Origin of the sequence: Leptolyngbya sp. GGD (assembly GCF_026735145.1) — a bacterium.
GTDB classification, from domain to species: domain Bacteria; phylum Cyanobacteriota; class Cyanobacteriia; order Leptolyngbyales; family Leptolyngbyaceae; genus Leptolyngbya; species Leptolyngbya boryana.
The window spans coordinates 1,030,735-1,051,256 of the sequence record NZ_JAPQKE010000001.1; the positions used below are offsets into that span (position 1 = coordinate 1,030,735).

Sequence of the window (20,522 nt, forward strand, 5' to 3'; positions counted from 1 at the left end):
GGAGACTTTAGATTATGGTGAGCCGCGCTAGAAATGTCCTCGGTGACGAACTGCAAAACTGTTGTCGATCGCCGGTAACTGGCTACTACCGCGATGGATTTTGCAGTACGGGAGCCGGAGATGTCGGCATTCACGTTGTCTGTGCCCAAGTCACGGCTGAATTTCTCGAATTTAGCAAAGCCCAAGGCAATGATTTAGTCACGCCCATGCCGCTTTACGACTTCCCTGGGCTTAAACCCGGCGATCGCTGGTGTCTTTGTGCCTCTCGCTGGAAAGAAGCCCTAGATGCAGGGGTTGCACCTCCGGTCGTTCTTGCCGCAACTCACGCGGCTGCATTAGAGTTTGTCTCTCTGAATGATTTAAAGCAACATGCTGTTACCGACTAGAAATAAATCAATAGGTTGTGTTTAACGAATAAAACCAGGCAGTACCTTGGATCGCTTGAGATAGAAATCTAAGGAGACGCGATCGCATGGTATTGCCCGGAGCTTGTCACGCTACCGCAGCAGCAGGAATGGCTGCACTACAAGTCTTTTATAGTTCTACAACCGGACTTTGGAATTCGACGGGTTGGTGGAATGCAGCGAATGCACTGGAGACAACGATTGATTACTCTCGCCTCACGAAGCAGAAAAAATATCATCCCATCATCGTGAATACCTACGAAAAGCATAAGTCACAAGGCTTTCTGGAGGCAAATGTCTATGACGATCAGGGGTGGTGGGCACTAACTTGGATCAAAGCCTACGATTTGACTGGAGAGAAACGCTATCTCGACACAGCAAAATCCATCTTCAAAGACATGACCAAAGGCTGGGACTCTAAATGCGGGGGTGGAATGTGGTGGCGCAAAGATCGCCAGTATAAAAATGCGATTACCAATGGACTATTTTTTACGATCGCGATTCGGCTGCATCAGCGCACCGTGAATGACTATGGCAAAGGCAGTTACATCGATTGGGCAAAACACGGCTGGAATTGGTTCAAAAAGTCCGGCATGATCAACAAGCAGAACTTAGTGAATGATGGATTAAATGATCACTGTCGCAACAATGGCGATGTTACTTGGACTTACAACCAAGGCGTTGTGATGGGGGGATTAGTTGATTTCTATAAAAGTACAAAAGATCAGACTTACTTGAAGCAGGCACATGCGATCGCTACTGCAACGATCAAGCACCTCTCTCGCAAGGGCATCTTGATCGAATACTGTGAACCTGAGTGTGGAGATGATGGTCCACAGTTCAAGGGCATCTTCATGCGTAATCTAGCTTACCTGCAAGAAACGTCTCCTAAAGCGCAGTACAAAGCTTTCATTCTCAAAAATGCAGATACTGTTTGGGCGAAACGCAACCAGCGGGATCAGTTTGGCTTAAGTTGGTCTAAAAAATTTGATAGTGCAGATGCGGCTCGTCAAAGTTCTGCGATCGACGCTCTCAATGCTGCCATTCCGCTCAAAGATCCCGCTTGTGTTGTGGAGAGAGTTCCACCGACTCGGCAATCTCGTTTAGAAGACAAGAACCAAAGCTTCTATCCATTATTTTCGATGCAAGTGAATGCAACCGATCAGATCAGCTTCGAGGTTCCCAACCTGTTCTCGCTGATCGATCAATTAGATCTCCCGTTTGATCTATTCAGCGTTCAAGAAAATTCTTAAAGATTAAATATCACTCGCGATCGTTCCCCGATTACGGCATAATTAGGAGGTTTTCTAATTTTTAAACCCCTTATTTCTGAGATATGCGTACCCAGTACTGTGGTCAACTTCGAGCGAATCATATTGGTGAAACGGTCACCCTCTTCGGATGGGTGGATCGGCGACGTGACCACGGGTACGTGATCTTTATCGATTTGCGCGATCGCGAAGGCATTGTTCAAGTCGTTAGCGATCCAGAACGCACGCCGAATTCCTACAAAATTGCGGGCGATCTGCGAAATGAGTATGTGATCAAGATTGTTGGACGTGTGACCAAGCGCCCTGATGAATCACTGAATCCGAAGATTCCCACGGGCGAAGTCGAGATCTATGCAGATGAGATTGAAATTCTCAGCACAGTTCGCAAACAATTGCCCTTCCAAGTTTCTGCTGCTGAGACAGAATCCGTTCGCGAAGAATTGCGCTTGAAGTATCGCTATCTCGATTTACGCCGCGATCGCATGAGCCGCAATCTACAACTTCGCCACCAATTGATCAAAACGATGCGACGTTTCCTCGAAGATCAAGAAGGCTTTGTGGAAGTTGAAACGCCAATTCTGACTCGTTCCACTCCCGAAGGAGCGCGAGATTATCTTGTCCCTTCGCGCGTTAATCCGGGCGAATGGTATGCGTTACCGCAATCGCCTCAGCTATTTAAGCAATTGCTAATGGTCTCAGGACTCGATCGCTATTATCAAATTGCGCGTTGTTTCCGCGATGAAGATTTGCGAGCTGAGCGTCAGCCAGAATTTACCCAGCTAGACATGGAAATGAGTTTCATGAGCCAAGAGGAAATCTTGGATCTGAACGAAAGTCTAGTCTGTACCATTCTCAAAACCATGAAAGGCATCGAAGTTCCTCGTCCTTTCCCGCGTCTCACCTATGCCGAAGCAATGGATCGCTATGGCAGTGATAAGCCCGATACTCGTTTCGGCTTAGAGCTGGTCGATGTTTCCGATGTCGTGAAAGATTCTGGATTCAAAGTCTTTGCGGATGCCGTGAAAAAAGGTGGATTAGTAAAAATCCTCCCGATTCCAAATGGCAACGATGCAATTTCCAATGTTCGGATTAAGCCTGGCGGAGATGTGTTCAAAGAAGCGTCCGAAGCGGGTGCGCGTGGACTCGCTTACATTCGAGTGCGTGAAGATGGCGAGATTGATACGATCGGCGCAATCAAAGACAATCTCACCGAAGAACAAAAGCAAGAAATCCTCAAACGCACAAATGCGAAACCCGGACATCTTCTACTGTTTGCTGCTGCCGATGCGAATACGGTGAATAAAACCCTCGATCGCTTACGTCAATACCTTGGTAATGAACTTGGCATGATCGACCCTGACAAGCTCAGCCTACTTTGGATTGTCGATTTCCCAATGTTCGAGTGGAATGCTGACGAGAAGCGATACGAAGCATTGCACCATCCGTTTACAGCTCCGCATCCTGATGATGTGAATGATCTAACCACTGCGCGCGCTCAAGCTTATGACCTTGCTTTCAATGGGTTTGAAGTCGGTGGTGGCAGTGTTCGGATTCACCAACCTGATCTGCAAGCGAAAGTGTTTGAAACGATCGGAATTTCTGAAGAAGAGGCACAAAACAAATTCGGCTTTTTACTCGAAGCATTTGAATACGGTGCGCCTCCGCATGGTGGGATCGCCTATGGAATCGATCGCTGGGTCATGTTGCTCTCTGGCGAAGACTCAATTCGCGATGTGATTGCTTTCCCGAAAACACAGCAGGCTCGTTGTTTGTTAACCAGTGCACCTTCTAGTGTTGATGAGAAGCAGTTAAAAGAACTACAAGTTGCTTCTACTTACAAGCCGAAGCCAGCCGTTTCATAGTAAGTCTCGACTTTATTCAACTTAGGGATAAAGTCGAGACTCATTCTGTGGATTATGCCGATCTGAGATCGAGCAAAGTTGATAGATCGCCTAGCAACCCTAAGAAACAGGTAGAATAGGCTCTGTTCTGCACTTTGCTAGTTTATGCGTAATCCTCCTCAGCCTTTACCCGACAATCTTTGGGGAGAACAGTGGCGATTTGCTTCTCTACGATCGAGTGATTTAGTTGAAACAATTTCCAACCGGACAATCCCGATCGTAGATATGCCTGAAGCTTTGCACCCTTTGAATTTAGGAGTTGCATCAACGGCGCAAATCCCCGGTGTCGTGATTGACGGAGGACGACGATCGATGCAATTAGCCCGTTGGATTCAAGCTAGTGATCCGAGATCAATGAATGCGATCGCAGGAACACCGGACGGACTGGTTTTGTATGCGGGAGAAGTCGATCGTTGGATTCTCGCAACCTTTGATGATCCAGAAATGCGAAGTGCTGCTCAATTGTTTGAACAACGGAAGAAAGAAAGTAAGCAATTGCACTTTTTGTTAGTTGAACCTGATGATTCAGGTATGACCTATACGGGGTTTTGGTTGCTTAGAAGTCAAGGTGTTTAGCTGATTGGTGAAATCTAAACTCAACGCACTGAGCGATCGCTGTTAAGCAGAAGAATCATCGATTGTCTGTCGATGATTTTGACAGAGGGCGAATTGAAAGTTTGTAAGTTACAGATACAAATGTGGCAAGATTGGGGGGTAGAGACATTTCATGAAGACTATGACTGTAGAACTTCAACAAGCCATTCATCTTGCTCAGTCTCTCTCCTTTGCGGAACAGCTTGAGCTTCTCAAAATGCTCTCGGTAATGATTCAGCAATCTCATGCCCTAGAGACTGAAACTTCGACCTCAGAAGTTGATACGGAGTTCTCAGCAGCAAGTTTTCAGCAATCTTGGGAGCAAGCGATAACGGGGCAAACTTTACCACTGTCTCAGTTGTGGGAGGGAATCGACGTTGAGTGATCTGCCTGTGGAGATTCGTCTGACTCCTGAGTTTCAGCGCAAATTGAAGAACCTTGCGAAGAAATATCGCCAAGTCCCAAACGATCTTCAACCTGTGCTTGCTCAGTTACAAACTGGAGAATTTCTAGGAGATCAGATTTCTGGCGTTGGTTTTCGCGTCATGAAAGTGCGAGTTAGAAACAGCGATACGCAGAAGGGAAAGAGTGGCGGTTATCGTTTGATTTACTGGATTTCATCAAATTCTTTGGTTGTGTTAGTAGATATTTACTCAAAGTCAGAGCAAGAGGATATTGAGGTAGAAGAGATTCAGCAAATCATCAAAGGATTTAGCTCAACTTCTGAAACAACGAATGATTAGGATGCGATCGCAAAATTTAGAAGAGCAATCGCGAAAATCGAACTAGGAGTAACGCTCGATCTTCTCCATAAAAAGCTATATTCAGAGAATCAGCCTTTTGGGACACGATCAATGTATCAAATTAACCTGCAAGAAGCTGAAACTCAACTGGTAGAGCTAATTGAGCAGGCAGCGAAGGGAGAGGAAGTCGTCATTACCCGAAGTGATGGAACAGCTTTCAAGATTGTGCCGATCGTTGATCGAGTTGCAGTTCCCAAATTTGGCAGTGCGCGGGGACGCATCAAAATGTCAGATGATTTTGACGATCCATTGGAGGGTTTTGAGGAATACACTCCATGAGATTGTTTCTCGACACATATGTGTTTCTCTGGTTCATTGCAGGAAGTTCTGACCTCAGCAACAAAGCAAGAACCTTAATCGAAGATCCGAATAATCAGAGGTTTTTGAGTGTTGCGAGCCTTTGGGAAATGTCAATCAAAGTTAGCATTGGCAAGCTTGATATCGGTATGACATTTACAGAACTGATGCAGCACGAAGTTTATGGCAATGCAATCGAGGTTCTGCAAATTCAATCCGAGCATTTGGATGCTTTGGCAAAGCTTCCGTTTCATCATAAAGACCCCTTTGATCGGCCGATAATTGCTCAAAGTCTGGCAGAATCAATGCCTCTGATGTCAAAAGATGGTGAATTTGGAAACTATCCCATAACACTGCTTTGGTAGCAAGTTGTGAAAAATATAACTTTGTCTCTCAAGCGTATATACTGGTCTAAGCATTTATCTATACAAAATGCTCGGAGATTTTCACGTAGACCTGAGTAATTCTTAAGGAATTTCAATACATCTGTATAATAATAGTCGTCTCGTTCCAGAGCGCTCATCATGTCACTTGATTACCCTGAATATCAAGAACTATGCAAGAAAAGCAGATTTCTAGCGATGCTTTGGCGTATAGGCGACATTGGGTATTACCTCGGTCTAGTTTGTGCTGTCCTTTCGCCATTAGGAATTGTTTGGATTCAGATTACTAACCGCAAATTTTATTTACCCTGGAATACAGTTCTCTTAATGGCAATCCAATCTACAGTTTTTTGGGTTATTTTCTTTTGGATTTCCTCACAGCTTAAAAACTTTGCATTGCGGAAAGGAAAATTTTTTAAGACAAAGCTTTGATTACTGTAGCGAATTGCCGTTATTCGATCGCTGTTGATTCGGAAACATTTTCCCTAACAACCGATTTACATACGCCTGCCCATACACCTGCCCATTTTGCGAACTAGGTGACTCAATCTCATCCGACTCTTGCGGTTCTGGTGTCGGCTTTGATCCATTCATCTCAGCATCTGGTTTCGATCCGTTCGTCTCAGCTGTTTCTACTGCTGGTGCTGAACCATTATTATCTTGTGGAGCTTCTTCCGCACTGTTCTGTTCAGGTGGCGGTGGACAAAATCCAGGCTCAAATACTTCTTCTTCTGTTGGCGCTACTTCTTCGACATTCGCCTGCTGAACCATCAAAGACCCCGGAGGCACGATCGACAAACTCTCAATCGATCGATTCATCACGGTCGTTCCCGATCCGACACAAGCGCGATCGCCAACAATCACCGATCCAATCAATAACACCCCAGCCCCGAGGATCACACCCTCGCCGACCTCGATCGCTCCGTCATGAGCATGAATCACCGATCCAAGCCCAACACAAACACTGGCACGAATCACAATCTGACAACCCGGATCAGCTTGCAGCAAAACCCCAGGTGCGATCGCTGCCCCTGCATGGATCGTGACATCACCACTCACATAATAGTGGGTCGTACTCACGGGCAATAGTTGTAGGGGCGGCGATTGCATTGGAGTTACTACTTACCTGGCTGTTGAATCACTAACTCAGCCACACGTCGCTTTGCTTTCGGATCAATTCCGATTAAACGAACATACAGACCAGAATAGTTCGCGATCGCAGCTTCAACCTCTAAGATTGCCTCAGCATCGCGGCTCGTCTGAATCGAAGTCGCAGTCTGCCAAGAACTGGTCTTGTAGCGTCGCTGATCCGCGAACTCTACCCCAATCTTGTAGCCTTGACGCACGAACTGACGGATCTGATCCACAGTATCCGAACTTAGACGACCGTTACCATTGCTAGAGGGTGTATAAAGCGGAGGCTCAGACTTGTAGCTTGACGGTGCATTGTACATTGGAGGTTCAGAAGCAGCAGAACCGCTGTAGCCATTGCCGTTAGAAGCATGAGCTTTTCCCGGACGGTGAATCACGACTTCAGCAATGCGCTTTTTCTGTCTCGGATCAACACCAACTAAGCGAACATAGTCATGGCTGTGTTCGTGTAAGAATGCGTTGAGAGAAGCCAAGGCTTGCGAAGCAGAACCCGCCTGAATCGGAGGTGCACTGTTCCAAGAGCCATATTTAAAGCGTCGCTCATCCGCAAATTCCAAACCGATCACTGCACCTTGAGCTAGCAGTTGATTGATTTGATCAGCAACGTCGCCCGAAGTCGAACCGCCGCTACCACCTGAAGGCGCAGAAGCCGGAGCCGCAACATGCGAAGTCGGTTGAGCGACAGGCTTACCATCCGGACGTTGAATGATGGTTTCCAACATCCGACGCTTATTCTGAGTATCAATCCCGATTAAGCGAACATATTCACCGCTATGCTCTGCCAAACAGCGCTGCAGTTCACTGACCACCGCAGATTCTTGCGTAGACTGAATCGGCGCACAGCTTTTCCAAGAGCTAGTTTGGAACTGCCGCTTATCAGCATGTTCGGTTCCGATGCGTCCGCCTCTCGACAAGATTTGGCGGATTTGAGCCAAAACTGCCGAATCTAGACCGCCTGCACTATAACCATTGCCGTTAGAAGCAGGCTGACTGCTGTAAGACGAATTGCTATAAGACGGAGCCGCCGCATAGCTCGAACCGCCACCCAACGATACAGGCTTGTCTCCTGGACGCTGAATAATTGCCTCTAAAACTCGTCGCTTATTCTTCGTATCAATTCCGATCAAGCGAACATACTCGCCACTGTGTTCTGCAAGGCAGGCTTGTAATGCTGCCAAAACACCGGACTCGTTTGTTGCTTGAATCGGCGCACAACTTTTCCAAGAACTGGTCTGGAACTGCCGCTTATCTGCATGTTCTGACCCGATCCGATATCCTTGCGCCAGCAATTGCCGAACGTGGTTAATAACTTCGCCGCTCATAGTTGACCCATTTTCTGTAGCGCTACTGCTAGCTTTAACATCTGCTGTGGACTGATTCGCGGCATCCCGACTCGGAACAGCCGCATTTCTCGCACTGGGAACGTTCAATGCCGAATTCATACCGACCATATAAGTCGCAAAGGCGCGATCGCGCTCACTCACTTCTGGTAATCGATCGGCTTGCTGCTGGGTGGTAATCACTGCACCGGACGGCACAAGCTTCCCAGCCGGAATTTCGACATCTTGAATCAGTGCGTGCATCATCACAATGCAACCCTCTCCGATTCGGGCGTTAAACACCGTCGATCGAAATCCAATAAAACAACCGTCACCCACATAGGCAGGTCCGTGAATCAGTGCCATGTGGGTGATCGAAGTATTGTTTCCAATCCAGACCGAATAGGAATTTCCGTCGTCCCCAACGACTCTCCCCTGCTCTAATCCATGAATCACAACTCCGTCTTGTACTTTGGAATTTTGTCCAATGAAAAACGGATTCCCTTCATCTGCCCGAATTGATGTTCCCGGCGCAATCAACACATTCGCCCCGATCCGCACATCGCCGATCAGATTTGAGAATGAGTGAACTTGCGCTGACTCATCAATTTTCGGTTCAGCTAGGGTTTGCGACCACGGGGTAGGCGGAGCCGCATAGCTACGGACTGCCATATCTTTTCTCCTAACAAAACCGCACATTCAGCAAGCTAAATCTGTGCAGGGAGAAGCTTCTAGTATTGAGTTCCTTTGTTGTACAGCGGGCGATTATCCACGCTCACTGTATCAATAATGGCGATCACAGCCGCATCGACGGGACGGTTCTCGCTACCGGGAACCTGTCTCGCCGCACTGCCACGACTCACTAAAACCCATTCATCGACCCCTGCGCCAACGTTGTCCGCAGCCACTTCATAGACTGAAAGTGGCTGCCCTTCCTCATCTAGGAATTCCACCAGAAGAAACTTTACCCCTCTCAGGCTCGGCTCCTTCTGAGTGCTAACAACGGTTCCCCGAACTTTCGCAATTTGCATCAGGGATTATGGACGGTTCAACGGACGGATGCCGCTCACGCTTTCACGGAACGGTTCAACTGCCTCGGTGTAACGGATCGGCAGCACGTATTCGAGGTTTTCGTGCGGGCGCGCGATGATGTGAGTTGACAGAACTTGTCCGCCGTTAACGCGCTTCACATTTTCAATTCCAGCCGCGACTGAAGCTTGCACTTCGGAAACGTCGCCTCGCACGATCACAGTTACGCGACCGCTACCGATCTTTTCGTATCCAACCAAGGTGACACGAGCTGCTTTGACCATTGCGTCTGCGGCTTCCACAACTGCGGGAAACCCTAACGTTTCGATCATGCCAACTGCAATAGCCATTGTAATTCTCCCTTCCAATCAAAAAACGATGTCAATTCAAACCAGACAAACTTGCGTCAAACGCTAACTTCGGAATTGTTCAACCGCTTCGGTATATCGAATCGGCAACACATATTCTAAGTTCTCATGTGGACGCGCGATGATGTGACTTGAAGCAGTTTCGCCTCCGTTGACGCGCTTGATTGATTCCAATCCCGCTGCCAAAGAAGCTTGTACTTCAGAAACATCGCCCCGAACGATAACAGTCACGCGACCGCTACCAATCTTTTCATAGCCAACCAGGGTGACACGAGCGGCTTTCACCATCGCGTCTGCGGCTTCCACCACAGCCGGGAAGCCCCGCGTCTCAATCATTCCCACAGCGATCGGCATTTTCGATTCTCCAAAAGTTAGGTGGAACTAATTCATCATCTTAAACTGAAAGAAGCGACGGGGATCGCCCATCATCCTTAGCCTTTTTGAATCTTCCACAGTGCCATACTTAAAAGAATAGAGTCGAGCCTGACCCTTGGCAATATAAAGTCCAATGATAGTTGCAAATTTCTGACATAAGTTGGGCTGATGTAGAAACGGCATCTCAGTTCGTCAACTTTTAACCATAGAACGATTTCTAGGCAATGTATAAAATATTAATAAATTATAAAATAAATCTATATAAGTCCAAGTGAATCACAATGATTGGTTCTGTCTATCGATCGCATTTTACTTTTCCACAGTCGAGACGCTAAGCTGAATCTCAAGCATTTTTAAAGCGTTCTATTTGAAGACAACCTTTTGAGGCTCCCCAGGTTTGAGCGGTCGGGGGGCATTTTTATCAAACTTAACGATTGTGAGCGGAGAAAGATGCAGCAGTTCCTAATTGAAACAAGCTGGTGGGTTCCGTGTTATGGGTTACTGGGCGCAATCCTAACCCTACCTTGGTCGGTGGGATTGATTCAGTCTTCCGGTCAGCGTCCAGCAGCATATCTCAATATATTGACGACGGTGCTGGCGTTTGTGCATGGATTGGCACTATTTAGTGCGGTCTGGGGACAGGAACCCCAGTATTTTGATATTCATTGGCTGAAGGCGGCAGATTTGGATCTGACGTTTTCGCTGGAACTTTCTCCAATCAGCGTTGGGGCGATGGGGGTCATTACAGGGTTGAGTTTGCTGGCTCAATTCTTTGCGATCGGCTACATGGAGAAAGACTGGGCATTGGGTCGGTTTTTCGGGCTGATGGGCTTTTTTGAAGCCGCAATGAGCGGGCTAGTGATCAGTAATTCACTATTTCTGACCTACGCGCTGTTGGAAATGCTGACGCTCTCAACTTATTTATTAGTTGGGTTCTGGTATGCACAGCCTTTGGTCGTGACGGCGGCACGAGATGCGTTTCTGACGAAGCGAGTCGGGGATGTATTGCTTCTGATGGGTGTCGTTGCCCTTTCAGCATTCTCTGGTAGCTTGAATTTTCCAGATTTATATGAGTGGGCGGAACATGCAGAGTTGTCCCCTACTGTTTCGGCTTTGCTCGGATTGGCTTTGATTTCAGGCCCGATTGGGAAATGTGCTCAGTTTCCGCTGCACCTCTGGCTTGATGAAGCAATGGAAGGACCGAATCCAGCTTCGATTTTGAGAAATTCGGTCGTTGTGGGGTGTGGAGCTTATGTCTTGATTAAGCTGCAACCGATTATTAGTTTGTCTCCGGTCGCTTCGACTGCTTTAGTGGCGCTTGGGACAGTAACGGCGATCGGGACTTCATTAGTTTCTCTTGCTCAGATTGACATCAAACGAGCGTTATCCCATTCGACGAGTGCTTATTTAGGATTAGTCTTTATTGCGGTTGGAATTGGTTGGACAGATTTCGCGTTGATTTTGCTGTTTGCTCATGCGATCGCGAAAGCGCTTTTATTTATGAGTACTGGCTCGATTATTCTGACGACCAGTGGTCAAGACATTACAGAAATGGGCGGATTGTGGTCGAGAATGCCTGCAACGACGACCGCATTTTTGACCGGAGCCGCAGGATTAGTTGGCTTGCTGCCACTGGGCGGATTTTGGGCATTGCAGCGAGGCTTAGATGATTTTTGGTATGGCGAGCCTTGGTTGATTGTTGTGATCTTAGCGGTGAATGCTTTGACGGCGCTGAGTTTGACGAGAGTGTATCGCTTAGTGTTTATGGGCAATCCACAGCCAAAAACGCGACGTGCGCCAGAGGTCCCTTGGACCATGGCAGTGCCGATGATTTCGCTGAGTGTGGTGACCTTACTCGTTCCGGTCATCTTGAATTCGTTGCAGCTTTTGCCCAGTTGGGAGTTTATGAATTGGTCAGCCGCGGGGTTGTTGCTGATGTCAGGAATTACAGGCTGTGCGTTGGGAGCCTCACTGAAGCTCAACTATGCTTGGACTCGCCCGATTCAGGCTCCACTGCGGTTTGTGCAAGATTTCTTAGCGTATGACTTTTATATTGATCGGCTGTATCGGTTCAGTGTTGTGCTGTTAGTCAGTTCGATTTCGCAATTTAGTGCATGGTTCGATCGCTATATTGTCGATGGTGTGGTGAATTTAGTTGGGCTTGCTTCTATTTTGAGTGGTGAGACGCTGAAATATAGTGCTTCTGGGCGCTCTCAAGCTTATATGTTGACGATCGCGTTGGTCGTTGGCTTGCTGGGAGCTTTGCTCACTTGGTCGATGTGGTAACTTTCTAAACTTCGGAATCGCTTATGTTAAGTGCATTGATTTGGATTCCCATACTGGGTGCGATCGTGGTTGGACTGTTGCCAGGATCGATCTCAGATTTGGTGGTGAGAAGAAGCGCGATCGCGGTGATCAGTCTCACGCTTATTGTTTCGCTTGTGGTGGCGACCCAGTTTGATGTGATTAATATCGGACTGCAATTTAGTGAAAATATTCCCTGGTTAGAACCTTTGGGGTTGACTTACCGCCTAGGTCTAGATGGATTGTCGCTGCCGTTGATTGTGCTGAATAGCTTTTTGACGCTGATTGCACTGTTTTCAACGGATTTGAAGGTTCAGCGATCGCGCTTATACTATGCGCTCGTGCTTGTGATTAATGCGGCAGTTGCAGGAGCATTTCTCTCTCATAATCTGCTGCTGTTTTTCTTGTTCTACGAGATGGAACTGATTCCGCTCTATCTGCTGATTGCGATTTGGGGCGGAGCGAGACGGGGATATGCTTCGACCAAGTTTTTGATCTACACCGCAGTTTCAGGAATTTTGATTCTGATGGCGTTTTTAGGTCTGACTTGGTTAAGTGGAGCTAGTTCGTTTGAATATAATCCAACCCTCTCTCAGACGTTGCCGTTAGCCACTCAGATCATTTTGCTCGGTGCTATTTTGATTGGTTTTGGCATCAAGATTCCTCTGTTTCCGCTGCATACTTGGTTGCCGGATGCTCACGTCGAAGCTTCGACTCCGATTTCAGTTTTACTGGCTGGGGTGTTGTTGAAGCTCGGAACTTATGGATTGCTGCGGTTTGGATTGCAGCTATTTCCGCAAGCTTGGGCAACTTTGGCTCCGGGTCTAGCGATTTGGGCAGTGGTAAGCGTGCTATTTGGAGCATTCACTGCGATCGCTCAAACCGATATGAAAAAGATGGTGGCTTACAGTTCTGTCGGGCATATGGGATTCATCTTGCTGGCAGCAGCAGCAGCAACACCGTTGAGTATGTTGGGCGCAGTTTTCCAGATGATCAGTCATGGATTGATTTCGGCGCTGCTCTTTGCATTAGTAGGTGTGGTGTATACCAAGACCGGGACTCGCGATATTACCGTTCTCAAAGGATTACTTGCTCCTGAAAAAGGCTTGCCGATTATCGGAAGTTTGATGATTGTGGGCGTGATGGCGAGTGCTGGAATTCCTGGAATGGTCGGATTTATCTCTGAGTTTTTAATTTTTAGAGGGAGCTTTAATGCATTTCCACTGCAAACGTTGCTCAGCATGATTGGGACAGGCTTAACTGCGGTTTATTTCTTGCTGTTGGTGAATCGGACGTTCTTTGGACGCTTGCCCGATCAGTTTGCAAATTTGCCTCCGGTACAGTGGTCTGAGCGTGCGCCTTCGTTTGTGTTAGCCGCATTGATTGTCGTGTTTGGATTGCAGCCGAGTTGGATGATTCGGTGGACAGAAAGTACGACGACCGCCATGTTGCAAGAATATTCGACGATCGCGAAAACCCATTCCTCGATCGAACCAGTTTCAAGTTTACCGATGGAGTAGAGAGAAGTTATGGTTGCTGCCCCGATCAAATCCACGCATCCCTTGGCTGACATCATTGAGCGCCTCGAATCTGGTGGCGCATTGTTGCCAGAGTCGCCTCAGAATTTAGTTGAAGTTGTGGGTGTCCTGAAAAGCTATGGCGTTGTCTTAGGCGCTTACTCGAAAAATCTCAACTTTATTGCTGAGAAGCAGTTTTTAGTCTTGTTTCCGTTCTTCAAGTACTTTGATGGCGAGATTACAGCTCAAAAACTCTTCAAGCATTGGTGGCACGATCGCATTAATTACGAGTTCTCTGAGTACTGTATGAAAGCCATGATGTGGCACGGGGGAGGTGGACTAGATGCTTACCTCGATAGCGCTGAATTCATTGAGCTAGCAAAAAAAGCGATCGCAGCCAAAACCAAAAAGAATCTCTTTATTCAAGGTGTATCAAAAGTCTTTCCAGACTTTTTGCTAGAGCAAGTTCGCTTATCTTGCTACTACAGCGGGATTGGGCAATTCTGGACGGTCATGAGTGAGATGTTCTTGGAATTGAGCGATCGCTACGATCGTGGCGAAATCAAAACGATTCAGGATGTCGTCAATCATGTCAAAGCAGGCTTAGTCAACAATGCGAGCTTGCCGATTACGCTGAGCGTTGAAATTGAGGGTCAGACTTACGACCTCATGCCGAAATCTGCGGGACTGACCTTCTTGATGGATACGGCAGTGCCTTATGTTGAGGCAGTTTTCTTTAAGTCTTTTCCGTTTATGGGAACGGTTTCTTACAATGCTCAAGCTCGCCAAATTCCGCTAGAGCAGGAGCGATTCTCTTACGGGGCGCTTTATGCTGATCCGTTACCAATTGGGGGTGGAGGAATTCCGCCCACCTTGCTGATGCAAGATATGACGCATTACTTGCCAGAATATCTGCATGAGATTTATCGGACTTCGGTCAGAGGCGAAACGGATCTGAGAGTTCAAATTTGTTACAGCTTCCAGAAATCAATGTTCTGTGTGACGACCGCCGCAATTTTGGGCTTGGCTCCGCATCCAATTGAGACTCAAGATCCAAAAGAACAAGAAATCAATCGCAGGTATCTAGAAGGTTGGATGGATAAATTGTTAGAGTCGAGGCTACTCACTTTCCAGTCTTGTGATGTTTGAACAAATTGATGGAACTGTGCAAGCAGGGTACGGGGTCGCATCAGGTAAAGCTGAACATAGCCCCTACCCGAAAGGCACGATCGAGATGCAGACTCCGATTTTTAAGGCACGTGGACTTGATTTGACCGCGTGCTTTCCGGGCACGTTGAACATTGATATCAGTCCAAAACGATTTGAAATTCTTGCTGCTCCCTATGTCTTTAGAGATGTTGAGTGGGCAGAAGGATTTGCTCCAGAGAATTTTTCGTTTGTCCCCTGTCAGATTATCTATCAGCATCAAAGCTTTGAGAGTTTCGTTTACTATCCGCATCCTGAAACGAAGATTGGACATTTTCAGAATCCCTCGATCGTAGAAGTGATTGCTCCTTTCATTTCAGGGTTAAAGTATGGCGATCGCGTGATTTTCAGAGCGGATTCTAATCAGATTAAGATATTTGACTGATAGATTTTTCTCAATAAAATTTGATCAAAAAAACATTTATTGAGCTACAAGCTATTTTCTGGATTAACCATAGAAATCTATCAATCTCGGAAATCAGTATCGACAATAATTGATTCGGTGAATTGAAACCATAATCTAAATACTATATGTATTGCAGCCATTGAATTTCAGCGGTCGATCTCTCGCGATAGCAAGGTTTCTTTCAATGTTTAGGTGTGGTAAATATTAAGGGAACACAAATCATTAAGGGAATCTAAACCTTAATTCTGCAGCGCGATCGCGTAGAGTTCGGCGCAATTTTTTCTATCTCAAATTTCTGACTGGTTCAGCTTGCTATCTAGAGGTGAATTTCGATGGCTCACCCTTTGCTCCAGAGCATTTGGTTAATCCCTTGTTATGCTCTTTTGGGCGCGATTTTGTCCGCCCTTTGGTTTCCGGGTATCACACGGCGGACAGGTCCTCGTCCTTCCGGTTACCTTAACGGTCTGATGTCTTTTGCTTCCTTCTTGCACGCTGCTTTTGCACTGCCTGCAACTTGGAACCAACCTCCCCAGGAAATTCTGATTCCTTGGCTCGATGTCGCAGGATTAAATCTGACGATTCCGATCGAAATTTCGACTCTTAGCGTTGGTGCGATCGTCCTCGTAACCGGAATTAACCTGCTGGCACAAACTTATGCGTTTGGCTACATGGAGATGGATTGGGGATGGGCGCGATTCTTCTCGCTGCTTGCCTTCTTTGAAGCGGGAATGACTGCTTTAGTGCTCTGCAATTCTTTGTTCTTCTCCTACTTTATTCTGGAAATTCTGACCCTCGCGACTTATCTGCTGGTCGGAGTCTGGTTTAACCAATCGCTCGTCGTCACGGGTGCGAGAGATGCATTCTTAACGAAGCGGTTGGGCGACTTGTTCTTGTTGATGGGTGTGGTCGCACTCTTACCCCTAGCAGGAACATGGGATTTTAATGAACTGGCAGAATGGGCAAAAACGGCTCAGGTTGATCCGAAAGTGATTACTTTGGTTGGATTAGCGCTAATTGCAGGGCCAATGGGTAAATGCGCGCAGTTCCCTCTGCACTTATGGCTCGATGAGGCGATGGAAGGACCAGTTCCCGCTTCAATTCTGCGGAACTCGGTCGTGGTTGCAACCGGAGCTTGGGTGCTGTTTAAGTTAGAACCCGTTTTGGCGTTGTCTCCGACGGTGTTAGGCGTGACGATCTTTATTGGTGCAGTCAGTGCGATCGGGGGTTCGTTGATCGCGATCGCGCAAATTGATATCAAACGGACGCAATCTTATCTCGTGACGGCATACATGGGCTTGGTGTTCATTGCTGTGGGAACGCAGCAACCGGATGCTGCTTTGCTGTTGGTCTTGTCTCACGCTTTGGCATCAGCGCTGTTGATCATGGGCAGTGGTGCAGTCGTTTGGAATAGCATCACGCAAGATGTCACGCAGTTGGGTGGATTGTGGTCGCGTCGTCCGGTTTCTGGATTGAGCTTTTTAATTGGATTAGCGGGCTTAGTTGCATTTCCTCCGTTGGGCGGTTTCTGGGCATTGCTCAAAATCACGACCGGAATCTGGGAAACGCAGCCTTGGCTTGTGGGTGTGGTTCTATTAGTGAATGCTTTTGCCGCATTTGGTGTGACGCGAGTCTTTTGTCTCGTGTTTAAAGGCGAGTCGAAACAGATGGCTCAGCGATCGCCAGAAATTCACTACTGGATGGCACTGCCGATGATTGTGTTGATGGGCTTTATCCTGCATCTGCCGTTGATTATGCAAGCCTTGAATCTGTTGCCAAGTTGGGCTGAAGTGAATACAGATTTGGCATTGCTGCTGATTTGGTCAACGGTGACAGGAATTGCCGCAAGTGCGATCGTCTATCTCAACAAGAACATTGCGAAACCTGTGGTTCTGCCTTGGAAAGGAGTGCAAGATTTGTTGGCGTATGACTTCTACACGCCAAATCTGTATCGCAGCACCGTTGTTTTCCTCGTTGCGCTCGTTTCTCAAATTACCTCTTGGTTTGATAAATATCTCGTCGATGGTGGATTGAACTTATTTGGCGTACTGACGCTGATTAGTGGACGCAATCTGCGGTATAGCAACTCTGGGCAATCGCAATTCTATATGTTGACCATTCTGTTTGGAATTGCATTGATCAGCGTGTTGTTGAGCTTGCCCTTTCTGTCGCAGGTTTCGATTTCGCTATTCCCTCAAAGTGCGACTGACATTGTGATGAATGTTCAGCGTTAAGAAGCCTCTAAATTCCCTCTAGAACCGATCTGCGAAAGGAAAACATTATGATGCTGAGTCCTTTGATTTGGCTACCGCTCATTGGGGCGTTAGTCATTGGGTTAGTCCCAAATTTGTCTGAAAAACAAGCTCGAACCAGTGCGATCGCAGTCTCTAGCGCAATTTTGCTTTGGACGATTGTGCTAATGTTCAATTTCAATCTCAGCGTTCCCGGATTCCAAATGCAGGAATATCACGCTTGGATTCCAACGTTGGGAATTAGCTACAGTTTGGCAGTGGATGGTTTATCTCTTCCTTTGCTGGCATTAGGCAGCTTGATTACTGCGCTCGTGGCATTTAGTGGCACGTTCGGATTAAAGACTGGGGAAGTTCTACAACGTCCTCGCTTGTTTTATTCGATGCTCCTGATTGTGAATGCGGGTGTTGCAGGGGCATTCCTAGCTCAGAATTTGCTGCTGTTCTTCTTGTTCTACGAATTGGAATTAGTGCCTTTCTACTTGCTGATTCTGATTTGGGGTGGACAGAAGCGCGAATATGCGGCAATGAAGTTTCTGATTTACACCGCAATGTCGGGGATGCTGATTTTGGCAGGATTCCTGGGTGTGACCTGGTTAAGTCATGCACCGAGCTTTGATTATGCAGATATCAATGTTGCTGCCTTGCCACAGAACGCGCAGTTAATTCTGTTGACCCTGTTGCTGGTTGGATTTGGAATCAAAACGCCTCTCGTGCCTCTGCACACCTGGCTACCAGATACGTATGTCGAAGCTTCGACTCCCGTTGCAATTTTGCTAGGTGGAATTTTGGCGAAGCTTGGAACTTACGGTTTAGTTCGATTCTGCTTGGGCTTATTTCCAGACTCGTGGCAGCTTGTCAGTCCTGGATTAGCGATTATTGCAGCCGTTTCGATTCTATATGGTGCTTTGTCTGCACTCGCGCAGCATGATATTAAGCGAATGGTCGCATTTAGCTCGATCGCGCATATGGGCTATGTGTTGCTCGGTGCTGCTGCTTTGACTCCGCTAGCAATGGTGGGCGCAGTGTCACAGATGGTGGCTCACGGGTTAATCTTGGCGCTCTTGTTCTATCTGGTTGGATTAGTTGAGGCGAAGACTGGAACGCGCGATCGCGATATTCTCAACGGGCTGCTGAATCCGATTCGGGGGCTGCCGCTGACGAGTGCTTTGTTGATTCTGGCTGCAATGGCGAGTGCTGGGATTCCAGGATTAGCAGGCTTTGTTGCTGAGTTCTTGGTGTTCCAAGGTAGTTTTGCTCGGTTCCCTTGGCAAACCTTGATCGCGATTTTGGGAACAGGACTGACTGCGGTTTACTTTGTGATTCTGCTGAATCGGACTTGTTTTGGAAAGTTAGACAACAAGACGGCTTACTTCCCGAAGGTGCGATTTGTCGAGTATGTTCCGGCTTTAGCTTTGACTGCATTGATCTTTTGGCTTGGAATTCAGCCAACTTGGTTAGTGTGCTGGAGTGAGCAGACGACCAAGGCTCTCGTCACGGCTGCTTTACCTCAAGCCGAGCAAGTTGCTTTTAATTCTGCTGATCGTTCCTAGTACGGTCGGATACCCATCATCGATAGCTCATTTGCATTCTTGATCCAGGAGAGAACTGACCATGAACATGCCCGCTCCTCGCACGAAGCTGCCCCCATCACAGCATCCTTTTGCTGACGTGATTCATCGTTTGGAAGCAGGGGGTGCAATGCTTCCCGATACGCCTGAGAATCTGATGCAGATTATTGGGCTATACAAAGCGTATGCTGTGCCAATGGATTTTTACTGGCGCGATTTGCTCTATATCGGTGAGCAAGTGTTTCTGAATCCGCTGCCCATCTTCAAATATTTCATCTCAGATGAGTATATGAAGCGCCACAATCACTATGCAGGCGATGACGCTGATCTGCGGATTTGGCGAGGCACAGCAGAAGCGCATCCAGAACTGATTGAGTTTATGGAAAAGGGCGAACTCAATCAGAAATTGCCGCGCGCATTCCATCACCTTTGGCACGATCGCATCAACATGGAGTTTGCGGAAGAATGTATGCGGGCGATGTTGTGGCATCGTGGCATGTATGTTCCGGTGAATCAGTTCGATCCGTATCTCGATAGCGATGAATACAAGGCGAATGCCGATCGCGCCATCAAGGCTTATTTCCGCAAGAATCCAGTGATGGCAGGATTGTACAAGCTGTTCCCAGATATGTTTATGGAACAGTGCCGTCAAGCATCGTACTATGCGAATCTCGGATTGTTCTGGGAAGTGATGGCTCCTGTATTCTTCGAGATGTCAGATTTGTATGATGAAGGGAAGATAGCGACTGTCCCGCAAGCGATGGATTTCCTTGTGAATGGAATTTTCGCGATCGCAGGTCGCCCAATTTATCATCATGTGTACATTGATGGTGAATGCTTTGAAATTATTCCTAAGTCAAAAGGATTCACCTGGTTATATGAGGCAGCGTTGCCTTATGTAGAAGCTGTCTTTTACAGAACGTCTCCGTTCCGAGGTACGAAGTCCTACAACGCTCAGGCGAAACAGGTTCCTGACGATCAAAAGGACTTCCATTACGGTGTTCTGTATGCGGACAAGTTTCCAGTGGGAACGGCTGGAATTCCGCCGACATTCTTAGCTCAGGATATGTTGCACTTCTTGCCGCCTTATTTGGTGGAGTATTACAAGCAGCATTGTCGGGGTGAAGATGACATGCTGGTGCAGCTTGCCGTCAGTTTCCAGCGATCGATGTATTGTGTCACCTCTGCCGTGATTCAGGCATTACGCTGTGCATTGCTGTATCCATTGGATGATACAAATCCGAATCACTTGATGGCGAATCGACGGTTCTTTGAATCTCAGTTGGATCGATTCTTGCGCCCAGAATCCCGAATCCGGGAGATTCAAAGCCAGGATTATCGGTAAAATGACGCGCTGTTGTCAGGAATTGCAGAGA

20 protein-coding genes are annotated in these 20,522 nt (G+C 47.3%); 15 read left to right on the forward strand and 5 right to left on the reverse strand.

Annotated features, from left to right (window positions below; all coding sequences use genetic code 11):
• Positions 1 to 14: 14 nt before the first annotated feature.
• From OU814_RS04810 to OU814_RS04845, 8 genes are all read left to right on the forward strand, one after another.
• Positions 15 to 386 (forward strand): DUF2237 family protein, encoded by a 372-nt coding sequence (locus tag OU814_RS04810; protein ID WP_017290246.1) that lies wholly within the window; start codon positions 15 to 17, stop codon positions 384 to 386.
• 86 nt (positions 387 to 472) lie between these two features.
• A complete protein-coding gene (locus OU814_RS04815; protein WP_017290245.1) occupies positions 473 to 1,657 on the forward strand; it encodes a glycoside hydrolase family 76 protein in 1,185 nt (394 codons plus the stop codon).
• 83 nt (positions 1,658 to 1,740) lie between these two features.
• The gene (gene aspS, locus OU814_RS04820; RefSeq protein ID WP_190650636.1) at positions 1,741 to 3,537 is read left to right on the forward strand and encodes an aspartate--tRNA ligase; all 1,797 of its coding nucleotides are present in this window, start codon (positions 1,741 to 1,743) and stop codon (positions 3,535 to 3,537) included.
• A 144-nt stretch (positions 3,538 to 3,681) separates the two neighbouring features.
• The gene (locus OU814_RS04825) at positions 3,682 to 4,152 is read left to right on the forward strand and encodes a Tab2 family RNA-binding protein (protein WP_268180977.1); all 471 of its coding nucleotides are present in this window, start codon (positions 3,682 to 3,684) and stop codon (positions 4,150 to 4,152) included.
• Positions 4,153 to 4,312: 160 nt separating this feature from the next.
• A complete protein-coding gene (locus OU814_RS04830; RefSeq protein ID WP_268180979.1) occupies positions 4,313 to 4,555 on the forward strand; it encodes a hypothetical protein in 243 nt (80 codons plus the stop codon).
• Positions 4,548 to 4,913 carry a type II toxin-antitoxin system RelE family toxin gene (locus tag OU814_RS04835; RefSeq protein ID WP_268180981.1) on the forward strand — a complete coding sequence of 122 codons (366 nt, stop codon included), beginning with the start codon at positions 4,548 to 4,550 and terminating at the stop codon, positions 4,911 to 4,913. Before OU814_RS04830 ends, OU814_RS04835 begins: the two co-directional genes overlap by 8 nt.
• Positions 4,914 to 5,024: 111 nt before the next feature.
• Positions 5,025 to 5,252 (forward strand): type II toxin-antitoxin system Phd/YefM family antitoxin, encoded by a 228-nt coding sequence (locus OU814_RS04840; protein ID WP_268180983.1) that lies wholly within the window; start codon positions 5,025 to 5,027, stop codon positions 5,250 to 5,252.
• On the forward strand, positions 5,249 to 5,635 hold the full coding sequence (locus tag OU814_RS04845) for a type II toxin-antitoxin system VapC family toxin (protein ID WP_268180985.1): 387 nt from the start codon (positions 5,249 to 5,251) through the stop codon (positions 5,633 to 5,635). Before OU814_RS04840 ends, OU814_RS04845 begins: the two co-directional genes overlap by 4 nt.
• Before the next feature lie 450 nt (positions 5,636 to 6,085).
• Here the strand turns inward: OU814_RS04845 and OU814_RS04850 are convergent, their stop codons facing one another.
• The 5 genes from OU814_RS04850 to OU814_RS04870 all read right to left on the reverse strand — a co-directional run bounded on the left by OU814_RS04850 (position 6,086) and on the right by OU814_RS04870 (position 9,875).
• On the reverse strand, positions 6,086 to 6,763 hold the full coding sequence (locus OU814_RS04850) for a hypothetical protein (protein WP_268180987.1): 678 nt from the start codon (positions 6,761 to 6,763) through the stop codon (positions 6,086 to 6,088).
• An 8-nt stretch (positions 6,764 to 6,771) separates the two neighbouring features.
• The gene (locus OU814_RS04855; RefSeq protein WP_268180989.1) at positions 6,772 to 8,796 is read right to left on the reverse strand and encodes a ribulose bisphosphate carboxylase small subunit; all 2,025 of its coding nucleotides are present in this window, start codon (positions 8,794 to 8,796) and stop codon (positions 6,772 to 6,774) included.
• A gap of 59 nt (positions 8,797 to 8,855) precedes the next feature.
• On the reverse strand, positions 8,856 to 9,155 hold the full coding sequence (locus OU814_RS04860) for a EutN/CcmL family microcompartment protein (protein ID WP_017290238.1): 300 nt from the start codon (positions 9,153 to 9,155) through the stop codon (positions 8,856 to 8,858).
• Between the two features lie 6 nt (positions 9,156 to 9,161).
• Positions 9,162 to 9,503 carry a carbon dioxide-concentrating mechanism protein CcmK gene (locus OU814_RS04865; RefSeq protein ID WP_017290237.1) on the reverse strand — a complete coding sequence of 114 codons (342 nt, stop codon included), beginning with the start codon at positions 9,501 to 9,503 and terminating at the stop codon, positions 9,162 to 9,164.
• Positions 9,504 to 9,566: 63 nt separating this feature from the next.
• The gene (locus tag OU814_RS04870) at positions 9,567 to 9,875 is read right to left on the reverse strand and encodes a carbon dioxide-concentrating mechanism protein CcmK (protein ID WP_017290236.1); all 309 of its coding nucleotides are present in this window, start codon (positions 9,873 to 9,875) and stop codon (positions 9,567 to 9,569) included.
• A gap of 471 nt (positions 9,876 to 10,346) precedes the next feature.
• Between OU814_RS04870 and OU814_RS04875 the strand changes: the two genes are divergently transcribed.
• From OU814_RS04875 to OU814_RS04905, 7 genes are all read left to right on the forward strand, one after another.
• On the forward strand, positions 10,347 to 12,182 hold the full coding sequence (locus OU814_RS04875) for an NAD(P)H-quinone oxidoreductase subunit F (RefSeq protein ID WP_017290234.1): 1,836 nt from the start codon (positions 10,347 to 10,349) through the stop codon (positions 12,180 to 12,182).
• 23 nt (positions 12,183 to 12,205) lie between these two features.
• Positions 12,206 to 13,720, forward strand: a complete 1,515-nt coding sequence (locus OU814_RS04880; protein WP_017290233.1) for an NADH-quinone oxidoreductase subunit M — start codon at positions 12,206 to 12,208, stop codon at positions 13,718 to 13,720.
• A 9-nt stretch (positions 13,721 to 13,729) separates the two neighbouring features.
• Positions 13,730 to 14,866 (forward strand): CO2 hydration protein, encoded by a 1,137-nt coding sequence (locus tag OU814_RS04885; RefSeq protein WP_268180998.1) that lies wholly within the window; start codon positions 13,730 to 13,732, stop codon positions 14,864 to 14,866.
• The gene (locus tag OU814_RS04890; protein WP_017290231.1) at positions 14,859 to 15,308 is read left to right on the forward strand and encodes a hypothetical protein; all 450 of its coding nucleotides are present in this window, start codon (positions 14,859 to 14,861) and stop codon (positions 15,306 to 15,308) included. The genes OU814_RS04885 and OU814_RS04890 overlap by 8 nt, the downstream gene beginning before the upstream one ends.
• A 353-nt stretch (positions 15,309 to 15,661) precedes the next feature.
• Complete coding sequence (locus OU814_RS04895) at positions 15,662 to 17,560, forward strand: NAD(P)H-quinone oxidoreductase subunit F (RefSeq protein ID WP_017290230.1); 1,899 nt, start codon at positions 15,662 to 15,664, stop codon at positions 17,558 to 17,560.
• Between the two features lie 47 nt (positions 17,561 to 17,607).
• On the forward strand, positions 17,608 to 19,128 hold the full coding sequence (locus tag OU814_RS04900; protein WP_017290229.1) for an NADH-quinone oxidoreductase subunit M: 1,521 nt from the start codon (positions 17,608 to 17,610) through the stop codon (positions 19,126 to 19,128).
• A gap of 61 nt (positions 19,129 to 19,189) precedes the next feature.
• Entirely contained in the window at positions 19,190 to 20,491 is a 1,302-nt protein-coding gene (locus OU814_RS04905) for a CO2 hydration protein (protein WP_268181001.1), read from the forward strand.
• Positions 20,492 to 20,522 lie beyond the last annotated feature (31 nt).

What these genes read in the sequence shown, in the direction of transcription:
- OU814_RS04895 (WP_017290230.1), top strand. Translation starts at nt 15,662, where the DNA reads ATGGCTCACCCTTTGCTCCAGAGCATTTGGTTAATCCCTTGTTATGCT.
- OU814_RS04845 (WP_268180985.1), top strand. Translation starts at nt 5,249, where the DNA reads ATGAGATTGTTTCTCGACACATATGTGTTTCTCTGGTTCATTGCAGGA.
- OU814_RS04815 (WP_017290245.1), top strand. Translation starts at nt 473, where the DNA reads ATGGTATTGCCCGGAGCTTGTCACGCTACCGCAGCAGCAGGAATGGCT.
- OU814_RS04880 (WP_017290233.1), top strand. Translation starts at nt 12,206, where the DNA reads ATGTTAAGTGCATTGATTTGGATTCCCATACTGGGTGCGATCGTGGTT.
- OU814_RS04850 (WP_268180987.1), bottom strand. Translation starts at nt 6,763, where the DNA reads ATGCAATCGCCGCCCCTACAACTATTGCCCGTGAGTACGACCCACTAT.
- OU814_RS04840 (WP_268180983.1), top strand. Translation starts at nt 5,025, where the DNA reads ATGTATCAAATTAACCTGCAAGAAGCTGAAACTCAACTGGTAGAGCTA.
- OU814_RS04890 (WP_017290231.1), top strand. Translation starts at nt 14,859, where the DNA reads ATGTTTGAACAAATTGATGGAACTGTGCAAGCAGGGTACGGGGTCGCA.
- OU814_RS04875 (WP_017290234.1), top strand. Translation starts at nt 10,347, where the DNA reads ATGCAGCAGTTCCTAATTGAAACAAGCTGGTGGGTTCCGTGTTATGGG.
- aspS (WP_190650636.1), top strand. Translation starts at nt 1,741, where the DNA reads ATGCGTACCCAGTACTGTGGTCAACTTCGAGCGAATCATATTGGTGAA.
- OU814_RS04865 (WP_017290237.1), bottom strand. Translation starts at nt 9,503, where the DNA reads ATGGCTATTGCAGTTGGCATGATCGAAACGTTAGGGTTTCCCGCAGTT.
- OU814_RS04830 (WP_268180979.1), top strand. Translation starts at nt 4,313, where the DNA reads ATGACTGTAGAACTTCAACAAGCCATTCATCTTGCTCAGTCTCTCTCC.
- OU814_RS04900 (WP_017290229.1), top strand. Translation starts at nt 17,608, where the DNA reads ATGATGCTGAGTCCTTTGATTTGGCTACCGCTCATTGGGGCGTTAGTC.
- OU814_RS04870 (WP_017290236.1), bottom strand. Translation starts at nt 9,875, where the DNA reads ATGCCGATCGCTGTGGGAATGATTGAGACGCGGGGCTTCCCGGCTGTG.
- OU814_RS04855 (WP_268180989.1), bottom strand. Translation starts at nt 8,796, where the DNA reads ATGGCAGTCCGTAGCTATGCGGCTCCGCCTACCCCGTGGTCGCAAACC.
- OU814_RS04905 (WP_268181001.1), top strand. Translation starts at nt 19,190, where the DNA reads ATGAACATGCCCGCTCCTCGCACGAAGCTGCCCCCATCACAGCATCCT.
- OU814_RS04885 (WP_268180998.1), top strand. Translation starts at nt 13,730, where the DNA reads ATGGTTGCTGCCCCGATCAAATCCACGCATCCCTTGGCTGACATCATT.
- OU814_RS04810 (WP_017290246.1), top strand. Translation starts at nt 15, where the DNA reads ATGGTGAGCCGCGCTAGAAATGTCCTCGGTGACGAACTGCAAAACTGT.
- OU814_RS04825 (WP_268180977.1), top strand. Translation starts at nt 3,682, where the DNA reads ATGCGTAATCCTCCTCAGCCTTTACCCGACAATCTTTGGGGAGAACAG.
- OU814_RS04860 (WP_017290238.1), bottom strand. Translation starts at nt 9,155, where the DNA reads ATGCAAATTGCGAAAGTTCGGGGAACCGTTGTTAGCACTCAGAAGGAG.